The organism is Streptomyces sp. NPDC059002, from assembly GCF_042740435.1.
Lineage (GTDB): Bacteria > Actinomycetota > Actinomycetes > Streptomycetales > Streptomycetaceae > Streptomyces.
Genome location: NZ_JBHYJI010000020.1, coordinates 121,416 through 137,467, shown reverse-complemented (window position 1 = coordinate 137,467; position 16,052 = coordinate 121,416). Strand labels below are relative to the sequence as shown.

The 16,052-nt window shown below is 69.3% G+C and carries 10 protein-coding genes; 5 read left to right on the top strand and 5 right to left on the bottom strand.

What is annotated here, in order from left to right:
• The 5 genes from ACFWZ2_RS20260 to ACFWZ2_RS20240 all read left to right on the top strand — a co-directional run.
• On the top strand, positions 1-764 hold a 764-nt coding region (locus ACFWZ2_RS20260), incomplete at its 5' end, for a LamG domain-containing protein (protein WP_384547493.1).
• Positions 765-1,030: 266 nt separating this feature from the next.
• Positions 1,031-3,163, top strand: coding sequence for a glycerophosphodiester phosphodiesterase family protein (locus ACFWZ2_RS20255; protein WP_384547491.1), 2,133 nt, complete (start codon positions 1,031-1,033; stop codon positions 3,161-3,163).
• A 155-nt stretch (positions 3,164-3,318) separates the two neighbouring features.
• Positions 3,319-7,059, top strand: a complete 3,741-nt coding sequence (locus tag ACFWZ2_RS20250; protein ID WP_384547489.1) for a polymorphic toxin-type HINT domain-containing protein — start codon at positions 3,319-3,321, stop codon at positions 7,057-7,059.
• A gap of 2 nt (positions 7,060-7,061) precedes the next feature.
• Positions 7,062-7,631 carry a hypothetical protein gene (locus ACFWZ2_RS20245; RefSeq protein ID WP_384547487.1) on the top strand — a complete coding sequence of 190 codons (570 nt, stop codon included), beginning with the start codon at positions 7,062-7,064 and terminating at the stop codon, positions 7,629-7,631.
• A 55-nt stretch (positions 7,632-7,686) separates the two neighbouring features.
• Positions 7,687-8,007, top strand: a complete 321-nt coding sequence (locus ACFWZ2_RS20240) for a hypothetical protein (RefSeq protein WP_384547485.1) — start codon at positions 7,687-7,689, stop codon at positions 8,005-8,007.
• 170 nt (positions 8,008-8,177) lie between these two features.
• Here the strand turns inward: ACFWZ2_RS20240 and ACFWZ2_RS20235 are convergent, their stop codons facing one another.
• From ACFWZ2_RS20235 to ACFWZ2_RS20215, 5 genes are all read right to left on the bottom strand, one after another.
• On the bottom strand, positions 8,178-11,195 hold the full coding sequence (locus tag ACFWZ2_RS20235; RefSeq protein ID WP_384547483.1) for an alpha-mannosidase: 3,018 nt from the start codon (positions 11,193-11,195) through the stop codon (positions 8,178-8,180).
• A 225-nt stretch (positions 11,196-11,420) separates the two neighbouring features.
• Positions 11,421-12,659, bottom strand: a complete 1,239-nt coding sequence (locus tag ACFWZ2_RS20230) for a glycosyl hydrolase (RefSeq protein ID WP_384547481.1) — start codon at positions 12,657-12,659, stop codon at positions 11,421-11,423.
• A gap of 43 nt (positions 12,660-12,702) precedes the next feature.
• Complete coding sequence (locus tag ACFWZ2_RS20225) at positions 12,703-13,524, bottom strand: carbohydrate ABC transporter permease (protein ID WP_384547505.1); 822 nt, start codon at positions 13,522-13,524, stop codon at positions 12,703-12,705.
• Positions 13,525-13,610: 86 nt separating this feature from the next.
• Positions 13,611-14,585, bottom strand: a complete 975-nt coding sequence (locus tag ACFWZ2_RS20220) for a carbohydrate ABC transporter permease (RefSeq protein WP_384547478.1) — start codon at positions 14,583-14,585, stop codon at positions 13,611-13,613.
• 41 nt (positions 14,586-14,626) lie between these two features.
• Positions 14,627-15,922 (bottom strand): ABC transporter substrate-binding protein, encoded by a 1,296-nt coding sequence (locus ACFWZ2_RS20215; RefSeq protein ID WP_384547476.1) that lies wholly within the window; start codon positions 15,920-15,922, stop codon positions 14,627-14,629.
• Between the last annotated feature and the right edge of the window lie 130 nt (positions 15,923-16,052).

Genomic DNA, 16,052 nt, shown 5'->3' with positions numbered 1-16,052 from the left:
GCACCTGGCAGGAGCACGCCCCCGCCACGATCGACGACGTCCGAGTCGTCCAGTCGGTGGCGACTCCGGCCGACGTCACCGCCCTGCAGAAGGGTGAACTTCCCTCGCACCTCCAGGCGTTGGGTTCCTTCGCCCTGGACGAGAAGGCGGGCAGCGCACGCGTCAGTGGCGGCACCACCGCGGGCTCGGTCGCGACCGTGACCGGGGAAGGCGCCACGTTGGGCGCGGCCGGAAAGATCGGCAACGCCCTGCAGCTCGACGGCTCCACGGCGTACGCCGCAACGGCAGGTCCGGTGGTCGACACCACCAAGTCGTTCACGGTGTCGGCCTGGGTCAAGCTGAACAACAAGGACAACAACTACACCTTCTTGTCCCAGGCGGGCGACCACGCCAGCGGGTTCCAGCTGTACTACTCCAAGTACTACGACAAGTGGACCTTCAACCGCCACGCCACCGACACCGACGACACGAAGATCGTCCGCGCCATGAGCAAGGACACCGCCAAGGCAGGCGTGTGGACCCACCTCACCGGCGTCTACAACAGCAACACCAAGAAGATCGAGCTGTTCATCAACGGCAAGCCCCAGGAAGCCACCGCCTTCACCACACCGTGGCGCACCCAGGGCGGACTCCAGATCGGCCGACTCTTCTACAAGAGCACGTGGCAGGAGCACGCCGCCGCAGCCATCGACAACGTCCGCGTCTGGGACCGGGCCGTCGGTGCCGACGAGCTCGTCAATGACGGCATCCGCGTCAAGAACTAAGCGGCCTTGTGGAAGTCCGGTGCGGTTCGGGTGCGCCCCGAAGGGGCGCGGGGCTGTGTCGATATGCGGCTCCGCCGCGTGGGCACGACCAGCCACGACGCACCCGCAGATGTGAACCGTACTTCCCGCGGAGCGCTTAGCAGGCGCTGAGTCGCCTCTGCACCGGGTCCGGCCCGGCGGACACACGCCGGGCCGGGCCTCGATTCGTGCTGCGCACATGCCCCCCCTTCTCGTGCGCTTGATTGCTTTGCAAGTGAGGACCAAGAATGAATCCGCGTGGCAGATTGACGCTGCCCCTGACCGCGATGCTGGCGGCGACCCTGTGGGCATCGGCTCCCCACGCCGTGGCGGCAACCGATCCGCGGTCCGCAACCGACCTGCGGTCCGCAGCCGTCGAGGACACCGCACTCGTCGACAAGGCGAGCTTCCCGCTGGACGAGGCCGCGGGTGCGCGGCGTGTGTCGGGAGGGACCCCCAAGGAGTTCGCCGCGAGGCTGGGCGGCGGCGCCAAGCTGGGTGCCACCGGCAAGTCCGGCACCGCCCTGCATCTCAACGGGACGACGGCGTACGCGGCGACGGCCGGACCGGTGGTGGACACCACCAAGTCGTTCACCGTCTCCGCCTGGGTCAAGCTCGACAACAAGGACCGCAACCACACCTTCCTCTCCCAGGCGGGCGACCACGCCAGCGGCTTCCAGCTCTACTACTCGAAGTACTTCGACAAGTGGCTGTTCAACCGGCACGCCACCGACACCGACGACACGAAGATCGTCCGCACCCTGAGCAAGGACACCGCCAAGGCAGGTGTGTGGACCCACCTCACGGGTTCGTACGACGCGGCCAAGCAGTCACTGTCCCTGTCCGTCGACGGCAAGCTCCAGCAGTCGGTGAAGTTCACGACGCCCTGGCGCGCCCACGGCGGACTCCAGATCGGCCGGCTCCTCTACAAGAGCACCTGGCAGGAGAATTCCGCCGCGACCGTCGACGACATCCAGGTCGCGCAGTCGGCGGCGACAGCGGCCGATGTCACCGCCCTCCGCAAAGGCCATGTCCCGGCGCATATGCAGGAGTTGGCCGCCTTCCCCCTGGATGAGAAGGCGGGCAGCGCACGCGTCGGCGGAGGCAAGGGCGCCGGCCCGGTCGCGACCATGGCCGGTGGCGGCGCCAAGTTGGGCGTCGCGGGGAAGACCGGCACCGCGCTGCACCTCAACGGGACGACGGCGTACGCGGCGACGGCCGATCCTGTGGTGGACACCACCAAGTCGTTCACCGTCTCCGCCTGGGTCAAGCTCGACAACAAGGACAACAACTACACGTTCCTGTCCCAGGCGGGCGACCACGCCAGCGGCTTCCAGCTCTACTACTCCAAGTACTACGACAAGTGGATCTTCAACCGGCACGCCACCGACTCGGACGACACCAAGATCGTCCGCGCGACGAGCAAGAGCGTGGCGCAGAGCAGGACGTGGACCCATCTCACGGGTTCGTACGACGCGGCCAAGCAGTCACTGTCCCTGTCCGTCGACGGCAAGCTCCAGCAGTCGGTGAAGTTCACGACGCCCTGGCGCGCCCACGGCGGACTCCAGATCGGCCGGCTCCTCTACAAGGGCGGCTGGCAGGAGAACGCCGCAGGGACCATCGACGACATCCGCGTCTCCACGGAAGGCGCTCCCGCCTTCTGTTCCCGCACGGTCACCGTCGGGCACCGCGGCGCACCCAGGCTCGCCCCGGAGAACACGGTCGCCTCGCTGGAAGCGGCCATCGACCGCGGTGCGGAGTGGGTGGAGACCGATGTCCAGTTCACCAAGGACGGCCTGCCGGTCATCATGCACGACGAGACCGTGGACAGGATGACCGACGGCACGGGACGCATCGAGCAGCTCACAGCGGGCGAGATAGCGAAGCTGACCGTCAAGGGCGGCGGGCGCGTTCCCACTCTGGAGCAGGTGCTGGCGTCGCCCAAGGTCCGGTCCTCCCGGATGCTCCTTGAGATCAAGGGTCCGCAGACGTCCGCGAGCGTCGCCCGCGCGCTGGATCTCGTCGCCGAAGCCGGGATGGCCGACCGCACGATGGTGCAGTCCTTCGACGAGAACGTGGTGCGGTACGCGGCCGCGTCGCCGCACAAGTTCAAGGTCGCGCTGCTCCGGTCCAAGCTCGACGCGGACCCCGTGGCGACGGCCCGCGCGTTCTCCCTCAGCGCCTACGCGGTGAGCTTCAAGGGACTCGCGGCCCGGCCCGACGCGGTGGAGCGGCTCAGGACTGCCGGTGTCGAGACGTTCGTCTGGACGGTCGACCGCGACGTCGACTGGCAGGCCGCGACGTCATGGGGTGTCGACGGCATGATCACCAACCGCCCGGACGAGTTCCTTCGCTGGAAGGAAGCCCGGTGTGCGGAGTAGGCGCGCCGTAGCCCTGCCCTGAGCGACGGCTCTCCACGTTGCTCGGCTTCCTCGATTCCCCCGGCCGGACGTGACGGAAGTCCGGCCCATCAATGCGGTAAAGGAGAAAGCAGTTGGCCATCAGGTCAAGATTCTCGCCGGTCTGGCGTGGCTCAGTGACCACGCTCGCGGCCCTGACGCTGGTCGCCGGCATGGACATCAGTCCTGCCGCGGCCGCCGACGAATCACAGCTGAAGTACGACAGATCCGACGTCCTGGCGGCATGGGCGGAAGGAGGACCAGGAGTCAGGCAGGCCGCGGAGGCCGCCCTGCTGGGCTCGGACGACGACGTCGAAGCCTTCATGGCCGAGCAGCTGCCGACCGTGCAGGAGCATGACCTGCGCGTCGAGGTCGCGCAGATCATGGCCGCAGGCGGTCCCGGCGTCAAGGACGCCGCCAACAAGGTGCTTGACGGGACGCCCGACGACTGGCTCAAGTTCATCAACCAGGGGCAGATCAAGCCGCACGAGGACGACAACCGAGTCCAGGTCTCGCAGTTGATGACCGCGGGCGGCCCGAATGTGAAGAAGGCTGCCCAGCAGGCCCTGGACGGCACCGCCGACGACATCCAGGACTTCCTCGACGACGGCTGGCAGGTCGCGTCCGCACGCGACCAGGAAGTCCTCACCGTCTCCCAGTTGGCCGACCTCGCCGACCACGCCCAGAAGCGGGCCAAGAAGCTGACCCAGGAGGCCAAGGAGGAGTCCGCCAAGGCGGAGAAGGCCACGGCCCGGGCCAAGAAGGCCGCGCAGACCGCCGCCGCCGAGGCCAAGAAGACCGCCCACTCGGCCAACAAGGCATCGGCGGCGGCACGCGACGCCGCGGGCGCGGCCAACCGGGCGGCCCAGTCGGCGCGCACGGCGGTCTCGGCCGCCGCGGCGGCCAACAAGGCGGCCCGCATGGCGGCCGGTGCCGCGGCGCAGGCGGCCTACGCGGCCAGCCGGGCCGGCGGCGCGGCCTCAGCGGCACAGTCCGCCGCCGCGGCCGCGGCCACCGACGCCTCCCGGGCCAAGGCGGCACGCAAGGCCGCGGAGAAGGCACGGGACGTCGCGAAGGGCGCCGAGAAGGCGGCCGACGCGGCCGATCAGGCCAGCATCGCCTCCGACCAGGCCGCCGCGGCGGCCGGTGCGGCAGCCCGCTCCGGTGCCAACGCGGCCGCCGCCGCGGCCGCGGCCGTCGAGGCCGGCCAATGGGCGGGCCAGGCAGGCGGCAAGGCCAACGAGGCGAAGGCCGCGGCGGCCCAGGCGAAGCGGCTCGCAGGCCAGGCCACCCGGGCGGCCAACGCCGCCCAGACCAATGCCAACCAGGCAGGAGCGGCCGCACGCCGCTCGCGGGACGCCGCACGGGAGGCCGCGAAGCACGCCAGGGCAGCGGCCAAGGCCGCGGACAAGGCCGCCGCCGAAGCGGGCAAGGCGGTGGACGCCGCCAAGGCGTCCGGCGATGCGGCGAACGCCGCCACCAAGGCCGCCGACGACACACAGAAGGCCGTCGACAGCGCCAAGTCCGTGGTGACGCTGGCCCGCAAGGTCGACGACGATCGTCTCGCCGAGCAGGAAGAGGAGCACATCCTCGCGGCCGAGGAGGCCAAGAAGGCCGAGGACTCCCAGATCGCGGTCGCCGAATGGGAAGCGGGACGGATCCAGCAGCTCGACGACGAGACGCGGACGCTCTGGAAGGACGCCGCCGCGGCGACGGACCCCAAGGTCAAGGTGGCCAAGGGCAAGCAGCTGGCGGTCAGCCTCCTCGCCACCGGTGGGACCTGGGTACGCGCCACAGCCGAGGCCGCGCTGACAGGAACCGACGACGGCGTCGTCGAGTTCGTGGACACCCGGCTGGGTCTCGCACTGGAGCAGGACGACCGCGCCAGCGTGGCCCACATCGCCGCCACCTCCGACAAGCCCGCCCAGCAGCAGGCTGCCGTGGCCGCGCTCGGCCGGCCGATCGGCAAGGTCAGGGAGTTCCTGCGGACCCGCGACTACCCGGGCAAGGAATCCGACGACCGGGTCGCGGTCGCGCAGCTCATGTCCAAGGGCGGACCGGGCGTAAAGGAGGCTGCCAACAAGGCACTTGACGGCACCTCGGCCGACCTCCAGGAGTTCCTGGAAACGGGTCGGTACAAGGCCCAGGAAGCCGACGACCGCGTCACGGCCGCGCAGATCATGGCCAAGGGCGGACCCGAAGTGAAGGCGGCCACGCAGGCGGCTCTGTCCGGCCCGGCGTCCGGGCTGCGGTCCTTCCTCGAGTACGGGCAGTACAAAGCACGGCAGCGCGACGGCAACGCCGCCGCGCACATCGCCGAGATCGACGCGCTCCTGGCGGGCGCCGACAAGTCGGCGGCGCTCGCGCACAAGGACGCCGCCGAGGCCCAGAAGGCCGCCGCACACGCCCGCGGCAAGGCGAAGGAAGCCGTCAAGTGGGCCAACGCGGCCAAGACGTCCGCGGAGCAGGCGGCCAAGGACTCCCAGCGCGCCGACAAGGCCGCCGACCGGGCGGAGAAGTCCGCCGTACAGGCTGCCAAGTCCGCCAAGACGGCTCGCGGTGCCGCCGCGTCCGCCCAGCAGGACGCTCGGGCAGCGGACCGCTCCGCACAGCAGGCCCAACGCTCCGCGGCGCGCGCCTACGGCTACTCCGCTCAAGCGAATATGTCCGCGTACCAGGCAGGGCTCTCCGCCGAAGCCGCCGACCAAGACTCTGTCGCGGCGGCCAAGGCAGAGACTGAGGCACTGGTCACGGCATCGGACAAGCTGGTCGCCGAACTGCAGGACCAGATGAAGAAGGAGATCCGCGAAGCCAGCAAGCCGATGTCGGACGACGAACTCCGCGCAACCCTGGAAAAGCGGTTCTCCAAGTACCGGCGCGGAATCTTCGGAGACGGAGACCTCAAGGATCTCAAGCCCGGCGAAATCATCCTGGTGTGCGGTGGCGACGGCGCCGGCGGAATGGGCTGCGTCAGGAGCACCACCCTGGACCGGATGATCGCCTGGTACATCGGCCTGGACGAGATCGAGGCCTGTGCCCGTACGAAGTCCGTGAAGTGCCTCAAGGGCCTCGCGCTCAACGCCCTCAAGGTGAAGTGGCTGAAGAGGGGCCAGAAGCCCTGCAAGAAGAACAGCTTCGTGCCCGGCACGCGCGTTCTGACGGCCAATCACCGGACCAAAGCGGTTGAGGACATTCGAACCGGTGACCAGGTGCTCGCCACCGACCCGCTCTCCGGCCGGACCGAGGCCAAGCCTGTCCGGGCGACCATCGTCGGCGAGGGCAAGAAGGACCTCGTAGGCATCACGGTCGGCAGTTCGGGCGGCAGGGTGGTCGCCACGGACAAACATCCCTTCTGGACCACGGACGGCAGCGGCGCTTGGACCGAGGCCGCGCAGCTCAAGCCCGGGATGCGTCTCCGTGGCGACGACGGGACCACGCCGCAGATCACCGCCACCGACACCTGGACCGCACCCCAGCAGCGCGTCTACAACCTGACGGTCGCCGATCTGCACACGTACTATGTCCTGGCCGGGTCCACACCGGTCCTGGTTCATAATTCCGGCGGATGCCCCGATTTTGATGCTCTCTCGAAGAGCGGAACGCGTCCGGCCAAGGGGAAGACGACGCATGCGGCACGCGAATATCAGAAGCATATGAACCGTGGGGATCTTCCCAAGGTTCCGGGAAAGCAGCTGAAATCCGCGGGTCAGGAATTGTTGGACGACATTCTGACCAACCCGAAGACGACCACGTCACCCGTCACCACGGGCAACTTCCCCGGCGGGACGCGGTACATCATGCCGGACCCGGCCGGTGGACGCGGGATCGGGGCAACCTTCGACGCCAATGGCCAGTTCCAGTACTTCGGGCGGTATTAGACATGTTGGTGATCAACCCGTGGGCCGCCCAGGCCCACAACGGCGCCGAGCTCGCCGAACTCAGGAAGACCGTCGCGGGCGAGGCCGTGAGAACGGTTCGCTACGTGGCGATGCAGGGGCAGGGCTGGCCCGAAGGGCATAGGCAAGACCGTGCCCACGAAGTCGACATGGCAGTTGAGCTGGGCCTGGAGAGCGGGGCCACGCTGGTTCTGTCCTGGGCGATGGATGGCCTCAACGAAGGCATGGCGATTGCGTTCAGGAGTCCTGGAGAAGCGAGCGAAGCCCTTCCCGGAGATCCCGTCGATGTGACCGACCACGCCGATTGGGAGCGGCTCCTGGGTGTGCCGATCGTGAGCATCGACATCGCTTGGCACATTCCCAACGAGGGATGCCCTGAGATGCCTTGGTCCTACCACTTCAGGTTCGCCGACGATTCGAGTCTCGTAGTCGCACTCGGCGAGGCCGATGGCGAGGGATTCACGTACATGCCTGATGGCCTGCTCGTCATCTTCGACAAGAGCCTTGCGGCCGCGTACGCAATCCCAGCGAGCGCCACGCCTTCGTGCGGATAGGTTGTGCCGGGGCCCCGTCGGAGTGATGTCCGGCGGGGCCCGCGAAATCGTGAGGGTGGAGATGTCCCCAGGCGCCGCACTGCTGGAACGGGCCCAGGAGTGGATACGTCAAGAGGTCGGCGACGGGACCGACTTGACAGCGGTTTCGGAGGTCGAGTTCTCTCTTGCCGGGCGCGCCCCGCGGTCGGTGAGCTGGGTCCTCGACGGCGAGAGCTTCATGGCCCAGCTGGTCCTGTGGGACACCGGGGAATTCGAGGAGGACCTCGCGACCGTGGAGACGGGTCAGGTACAGACCCGCAGCGGCCGACTCACGTCGCCCGACGAGCTCGAACGCCGCCTCGCGGCCGCCCGCGACTGGGCCCTCCAAGGCCGCTAAGCGCTCCGCGGGAAATGCGGTCCACATCTGCGGGTGCGCCGTGGCTGGTCGCGCAGTTCCCCGCGCCCCTTCGGGGGCGCACCCGAACCGCAGCGAACTTCCACAAGGCCGCTTAGACCCCCAAGGGCGGGGCACAAGTGCCCCGCACTCAAGGTCAGTTCGGCCCCGCCTCAGCCGCGGCTGAACCGCAGCGTCACCAGCTCGAACGGCCGCAGCGTCAACGCCACCGCGCCGTCCGCGAGTTCCGGCGTCGCGGCGTCGGCCAGTGGGCGTTCCAGGAGGTCGGTCACCGCGAGCGAGCCCACCGCGAAGCCCGCCGTCAGCGTGGCCTTCGCGCGCCCGCCGCGCGACTCGTGGAAGCGGACGACCACATCGCCGCTGCCGTCGTCGGCGAGCTTGACCGCCGTGACGACCACGGCGTCGTTGTCGACGGTGACCAGCGGCGCGACCGCCGAGCCGCCGGTCACCCGGCGCTCCGGCAGGTTGATGCGGTAGCCCTCGCGCACCGCGTCGCCGATCGCCGCGCCCGGCACCAGGGCGTGCCGGAAGCGGTGCACGCCCTGGTCGGTCTCGGGGTCGGGGAAGCGCGGGGCGCGCAGCAGGGAGACGCGGACCGTGGTGGTCGTGCCGGAGTCCTCGGCGCGGACCGTGCGGGTCACGTCATGGCCGTACGTCGAGTCATTGACCAGGGCGACGCCCCAGCCCGGCTCCTCCAGGTGCACGAAGCGGTGGTTGCACGCCTCGAACTTGGCGGCCTCCCAGCTCGTGTTGGTGTGCGTGGCGCGGTAGAAGTGGCCGAACTGGGTCTCGGACGCGTACCGCTCGGCGTGGATGTCCAGTGGGAACGCCAGCTTCAGGAACTTCTCCGTCTCGTGCCAGTCGACCTCGGTGTCGATGTCGAGCCGCTGGGCGCCGGGCTCCAGGGAGAGCACCTGGGTCAGGCGCGAGGCGCCGAAGGTGCGTACGACACGGACCGATGCGCCGTCGCCCGGCGCGACCTCGTCCGCGTCGGCGAGATCGGTGACGGTGTTGCGGTAGAACTCGTCGACGTCCCACGCGTCCCACATGTTCGGGAAGTCGGCGTGCAGCTGCGGCAGGTTCGCCGCCCGGCCCGGCGCGACCGTCTCGCGGTCGGCCACCAGGTCGTACGCCGATACGACCAGGCCGCGCGCGTCGATCTCCACCCGCAGCAGGCCGTTGTCGAGGACGAAGCCGCCGTCGGCACGCGCGGCGATCGCGGACTGGCCCTCGACGGACGCGGCCGCCGCCCCGCCCGCGGGCACGCCCTCGCGGGTGTGCGGCGTGGAGTTGAAGACGAGCGCGCCCGTGCCCTCACCGGCCAGGGCGCGCTGTGCCTTGTCGATGATCCCGGTCAGCTCCTGGGCCAGCGCCGCGTAGGTCGCGCGGGCCTCGCGGTGCACCCAGGCGATCGACGAGCCCGGCAGGATGTCGTGGAACTGGTGGAGGAGGACCGTCTTCCAGATCCGGTCCAACTGCTCGTAGGGGTACGCGAATTCGGCGCTGCGCACGGCGGCCGTCGCGGCCCACAGCTCCGCCTCGCGCAGCAGATGCTCGCTGCGCCGGTTGCCCTGCTTGGTGCCCGCCTGGCTGGTGAGCGTGGCGCGGTGCAGCTCCAGATAGAGCTCGCCGACCCAGACCGGCGGATTCGGGTACTCGGCCTCGGCCTTCTCGAAGAACTGCTCCGGCGTCTCCCAGCGGACGGTCGCCGAGCCTTCGAGGTCCTTCAGGCGCGCGGCCTTCGCGATCATCTCGCGGGTGGTGCCGCCGCCCCCGTCGCCCCAGCCGGTGGGCGCGAGGGAGTGCCGGGCGACGCCCTTGTCCTTGAAGTTCTTCGCCGCGTGGGCGATCTCGCTGCCCTTCATGGAGCAGTTGTACGTGTCGACGGGCGGGAAGTGCGTGAAGATGCGCGTCCCGTCGATGCCCTCCCAGTTGAAGGTGTGGTGCGGGAAGCGGTTGGTCTGGGACCACGAGATCTTCTGCGTGAGCAGCCACTTGGCGCCCGCCGCCTTGATGATCTGCGGCAGGCCCGCGGCGAAGCCGAAGGTGTCGGGCAGCCACGCCTCGTCGTTCTCCACGCCGAACTCGTCGAGGAAGAACCGCTTGCCGTGCACGAACTGACGGGCCATCGCCTCCGAACCCGGCATGTTCGTGTCCGACTCGACCCACATGCCGCCCGCGGGCACGAACCGCCCTTCCGCGACCGCCTTCTTGACCTTCGCCCACACCTCGGGGCGGTGCTCCTTGACCCACGCCCACTGCTGCGCCTGCGACATGGCGAACACGAAGTCCGGCTCGTCCTCGATCAGCGCGGTCATGTTGGAGGTCGTACGCGCCACCTTCCGCACCGTCTCCCGCAGCGGCCACAGCCACGCGGAGTCGATGTGCGCGTGGCCGACCGCGCTGATGCGGTGCGCGGAGGGCTCGGCGGGGGTACTGAGCACCCCTTCCAGCTCCGCCCTCGCGGCGGCCGCCGAGCCGTTCACGTCCTGCAGGTCGACGGCGTCGAGCGCGCGGCCGACCGCGCGCACGATGTCGTATCGCCGCCCGGAGTCCACGGGCAGCTCCGCCATCAGCTCGCCGAGCACTTCGAGGTCGATGACGAGCTGCCACACCGTCTCGTCGAAGACGGCGAGATCCATCCGCTCCAGCCGGTACTGCGGCTCGCTGCCCGCGGTCTCCTTGTCGCCCAACTGCGTGGGCAGGAAAGGGTGGTAGTCGAGGATGACCGGGTTGGACGCGGCCTCCACATGCAGCCGCACCTCCTCGCCGCCCTCCGCCGGGGCCGCTATCCGCACCCACTGGTTGCGCGGGTTCAGGCCCTTCACCGGGGTGCCGTCGGGGCGGTAGACGAGGCCCTCGCACTGGAAGCCGGGCATGTTCTCGTCGAAGCCGAGATCGAGAATCGCCTCGACGGTCCTCCCCGCCCACTCCTTCGGCACGGTCCCCGTCACGCGGAACCAGCTGGTGCCCCAGGGCGCACCCCACTTCTCCCCGACGGCGGTCGGGGAGGGGTCGGCGGCGATTCCGTCGGCCACCGGGACGGGTTCGTCAGGGGCGTTCCACACGGCGACGTCGAGCGGCACGGAGGCGGGGTACACGGCGGGCCTGATCCGCTCGTCCAGTACGCGCTTGAGACGGGCTTCGACGAGGCTGCGGTCGTCATGCATGAGGGGTCTCCCAGGGGGTCTTCAGTGCGGGTCGGTGAGGGCGGGGGTGGGGCTGGTTCTCTTTCCCCCATCCCGCCCCTTTCCGAGACTTCCGGCTCCGCCGAGTTCGTCCTCAGACGCCGGACGGGCTGAAAATTCAGCCCCTCCGGCGTTTGAGGAGCGGGGTCTGGGGCGGAGCCCCAGTTTCGGGAAGGGGCGGGATGGGGGAAGCGGAAGTGTCTCTGCCTAGCCGACCTCCCCCGGCCGCACGACCTCCGTGATGCCCCGCGCGGCGAGATGCTCCACGTCCCCCGCCCGTCCGGCGAGGACCACCGCGGGGCGCACCCCGTCCGCCACGAGCCGCGCGTACGCCTCGAAGACCGCTCCCCCGGGCCCGCACTCGGAGCGCCGCGCATCCGCCCCGTCCACGACCAGCGCGGTCGTCCGCGGCGCGGGTGCGCAGGGCCTTCCCCGCCACTCCTCCGCGAGGCGAGCGACCGTCGCCCCCGCGGGCTTGACCTTGCCGTCATTGGTCAACAGGCCGAGGCTGTACTCCAGTTCGGGAAAATCCGCGAGGTCGCGCGAGACGTCGTGGGAGCACCACCACGTCACGCCCCACACGTCCTGGCAGTCGAGCGCGGCGGCGATCGTGTCCTCGGTGAACTCCGCGGCGTGCTCGGCGGGGATGAGCGGTGCGGGCGCGCCGACTTCCTGGAGCCAGACGGGGCGGCGGGGGTCGAGTGCCCAGGCCTTGGAGAGCTCGATCATGTACGCCGCGTGCCCGCGGGTCGCCGCGGAGGTGCGCCCGTGCCGCTGGGCCGTGCCGTTGAACACCCAGGAGTGCACGGCGGTCGCGCCGCCGAGGCGTGCGGCCTGTGCCGGGGTGAAGGGCTGGTCGTCCTGGTACCAGGCGGCGTCGTACTCGGCGTGCAGGTGGAGCTTGCCGGGGGCGCCCTCCTCGCAGGCGGCGAGGACGGTGCGCAGCCAGGCGTCCGCCTGCTCCGGGGTGATGCGGTCGGGGTCGGGGTGCGGGCCCGCGGAGAACTGGTTGATCTCGTTGCCGATGGTCATGCCGATGAAGTTGGGCCGGTCGGCGAGGGCCGCGGCCAGGGTGCGCAGGTACGCCGTCTGCCCGGCCACCACGTCGGGGTCGGTGAAGATGTTCCGCCGGTGCCAGGTCTGCGTCCACGCGGGCAGGAAGTCGAAGCTGGACAGGTGTCCCTGCAGACCGTCGACGTTGACGTCGAGTCCGCGTTCGGCGGCGGCGTCGGCGAGCGCGACCAGCTGCTCGACGGCGCGCGGGCGGATCAGGGTGCGGTTGGGCTGGAAGTACGGCCAGATCGGGAAGACCCGGATGTGGTCGAGGCCGAGTGCGGCGAGCCCGTCGAGGTCGGTCCGCACCGCGTCGATGTCGAAGTCGAGCCAGTGGTGGAACCACCCTTGGCTTGGCGTGTAGTTGGCGCCGAAGCGCACATCAGTAGGCATGCGGATCCTGGTTCTGGTTCTGGGGGTGCGAGGAGCGCGCCGCTCAGCCCTTGACCGCGCCCTCGCCGACACCGCGGAAGAAGTACCGCTGGAGGCAGGCGAAGAGGACGATCAGCGGCAGCACGGCGATCACCGTGCCCGCGGCGACGAGCCGCTCGTCGTTGGCGAAGGTGCCGTGCAGATAGTTCAGGCCGATGGTCAGCGTGAAGCGGTCCGGGTCGCTGAGCACGATCAGGGGCCACAGGAAGTCGTCCCAGGCGCCCATGAAGGCGAAGATCGCGACGACCGCGAGGGTGCCCTTGACCGCGGGAAGGGCGATGCGCAGGAACCGCTGCCAGACGTTCGCGCCGTCGACGAACGCGGCTTCCTCGATCTCGTAGGGCACGTTCAGGAAGGCGTTGCGCATCAGCAGGACGTTGAGCGCGGAGACGCAGCCCGGCAGCAGGACACCGATGAGGGTGTTGTTGAGGCCGAGCTCACGCATGGTGGTGAACTGGGCGATGATGATGCCCTCGACGGGCACCAGCATGGCCAGGATGAAGACGATCGTGGCCGCCTTGCGGCCGCGGTAGCGCAGCCGGGCCAGGGCGTATCCGGCGAGCGTCGCGCCCACGCAGTTGGTGACGACGTTGGCGGTGGCCACCTTCAGGGAGTTGAGCGCGTAGTCCCAGACGGGGATGGTGTCGGCGACCCGCTCGTAGTTGTGGAGGGTCGGGTCGGAGGGCAGGAACTTCGGCGGGGAGCTGAAGATGTTCTCGTGCGGGCCCTTCAGGGACGTGGACAGCTGCCACAGGAACGGGCCGATCATCAACGCCAGTACGGCGAGCAGGAGTCCGTAGCGCAGGACGATCTCCCACACGGGCATCCGGCGGCCGTTCTCGTCGGTGAACCGGGCGCGGCGGGGCTTCGGGCGCGCGACAGCCTCGGGACGGGCATCGCTCTTGGTGAGGCTCACGCGTCCTCCTTCCGGTCCGCCCGCAGCACGAGCAGCATCAGCGCGACGGTGACGACGAAGACGACGACGGAGATCGCCGATGCGTAGCCGACCCGGCCGGTGAGGCCGGTGCCGACGCGCTGCACCAGCATCACGAGCGTGGTGTCCTCGCCCGCGGGGCCGCCGGTGGGGCCCGCCATCAGATAGACCTCGGAGAACACCTTGAACGCGGCGACCGAGGAGAGCGCGCCGACCAGGACCATGGTGGAGCGCACGGCGGGCACGGTGACGGAGAGGAAGCGGCGTACCGCCCCCGCGCCGTCGACCGCGGCCGCCTCGTGGAGTTCGCGCGGCACGTTGGCGAGCGCCGCGAGGTAAATGATCATGTAGTAGCCGAGGCCCTTCCAGACCGTGACGGCCATGGCGCTGAACAGGAGCAGCCACTGGTCGCTGAGGAAGCCGACCTTGCCGACGCCGACCGCCTCCAGCACCGCGTTGACCAGGCCGCGTTCGTCGAGCATCCACACCCAGATCAGGCCGACGACGACGATGGAGGCGACGACCGGGGTGTAGAAGGCGGACCGGAAGAAGGTGATGCCGGGGATGTGCTTCTGGACGAGCATCGCGAGCAGGAGGGGCAGCAGGACCAGCGCGGGGACGACCACGATGACGTACAGCGTGCTGTTGCGAAGGCCGATCCAGAACATGTCGTCGTGCAGCAGCTCACGGAAATTGGCGAGGCCCACGTACTCGCCGGGGATCAGCGTCCGCTTGTCCGTGAAGGCGTTGTTGAGCGTGCTGATGAACGGATAGAGGATGAAGACGGCGACGACGGCGAGCCCGGGGGCGGCGAACAGCCAGGGGCTCGTGGGCAGTTGACGCCGGATGCGGGTGCCTCGCGCACCGCGGTGGGCGCCGGGCAGATCCTTCAGGGCGGGGCCCGCGGTGCTGATGTCGGACGATGTCGCCTTGGCGGCGGTGGGACTCTTCATGGCTGGCGTTCCCTGGTCATGGCTCGGCACGGCGCCCGCGCTCAGCTCTGCTTCAGCAGCCGGTCACAGTTCTTGACAGCGTTGTCGAGCGCTTCCTCGGGGCTCTCCTTGCCCTGCAGCGCACGGGCGACGGCGTTGCGCAGCTCTACCTTCATCTGCTCGCTGAAGAGCACGGGCGTGTAGTTCACCGCGGTCTTGATGGACTTGGCGGCGGCGACGCGGACCCGGGTCTCCTCCTTGCCGTCCTGCTGGGTGAAGTACGGGTCGTCCAGGGATCCCTGGGTGCTGGGGAAGATCGCGACCTTCTTGGCGAACTCCATCTGGTGCTGGGCGTCGGTGACGAAGTGCGCGAAGGCGACGGCGGCCGGGGTCTGCTTGGTGCGGGCGTTCACCATCACGCCCATCACATACATGTTGTCCTTGCCGGTGCTGCTGATCTGCGGGGTGATGCCGATGTTCTTGTAGAGCGTCGGCGCGTCCTTCTTGAACTTCTCCAGGTCGAGCGCGCTGCCCGGGTTCATCGCCACGGCCTCGGTGAGGAACTTCTTGCCCGTCGACTCCGGGGTCGCGGTCAGCGCCTGCCCGTCGAGCGCCTTGGCGTCGTACAACTTCTTGTACTTGGTGAGGAGTTCGACGCCCTTGGCGTCGTTGAAGGTGAAGCCGGTGCCTTCCTTGTTCATCAGCGGTACGCCGTAGCGGCCGAAGTCCTCGATGGTGGGGACGTTGGCGAGCGTGGCGACCTTGCCGTCGCTCTTCTCCGCCAGTTCACGGGCGTCGTCGAAGAGCTGGTCGTACGTCTTCGGGGGCTTGTCCGCGTCGAGGCCCGCGTCCTTGAAGAGGCGCTTGTTGTAGAAGAGCGGCCCGGTGTTCAGATACCAGGGGAAGGCGTACGTCCCGTCCATCCCCGGTATCTGGTGGCTCTTCCAGGCCCCGGGCAGGTACTCCTTCTCGTACTTCCCCGCCGCCTTGCCCAGGTCCATGGCGAGGCCCGCCTTGGCGAGCGGGGCGACCAGGTCGGGCGAGACGTTCACGACGTCGGGGAGCGTGCCGGCGGCGGCATCGGCGCTGATCTTGTCGGCGTAGCCCTCGCCGGGCTGGTCGACCCAGTGCACCTTCGTGCCCGGGTACTTCTCCTCGAACTCGTCGACGAGGCCCTCGAAGTAGGGCTTGAAGTTGGCCTTCAGGTTCCAGGTCTGGAAGGTGATCTTGCCTTCGATCTTCCCCGACGCGTCCGTGGAGCCGCCATCGTCCCCGTCACCACAGGCACTCAGTGGCAGCAGGACGGCAAGGACGGCGCCCGCGGCGACCGCTCTGCGGGGGATACGGGAGATACGCACGGTGAAACGGCTCCTTTGCTCGGCCCAGCGTGAGACGGCGGTGACTGCGGCCGTCCGAGCCGGGCAGTCCTCGCCGAGGCAGACCCTGCATCCAACTGCCGATAATTGTCAATGGATTCCGGCCGCCGGA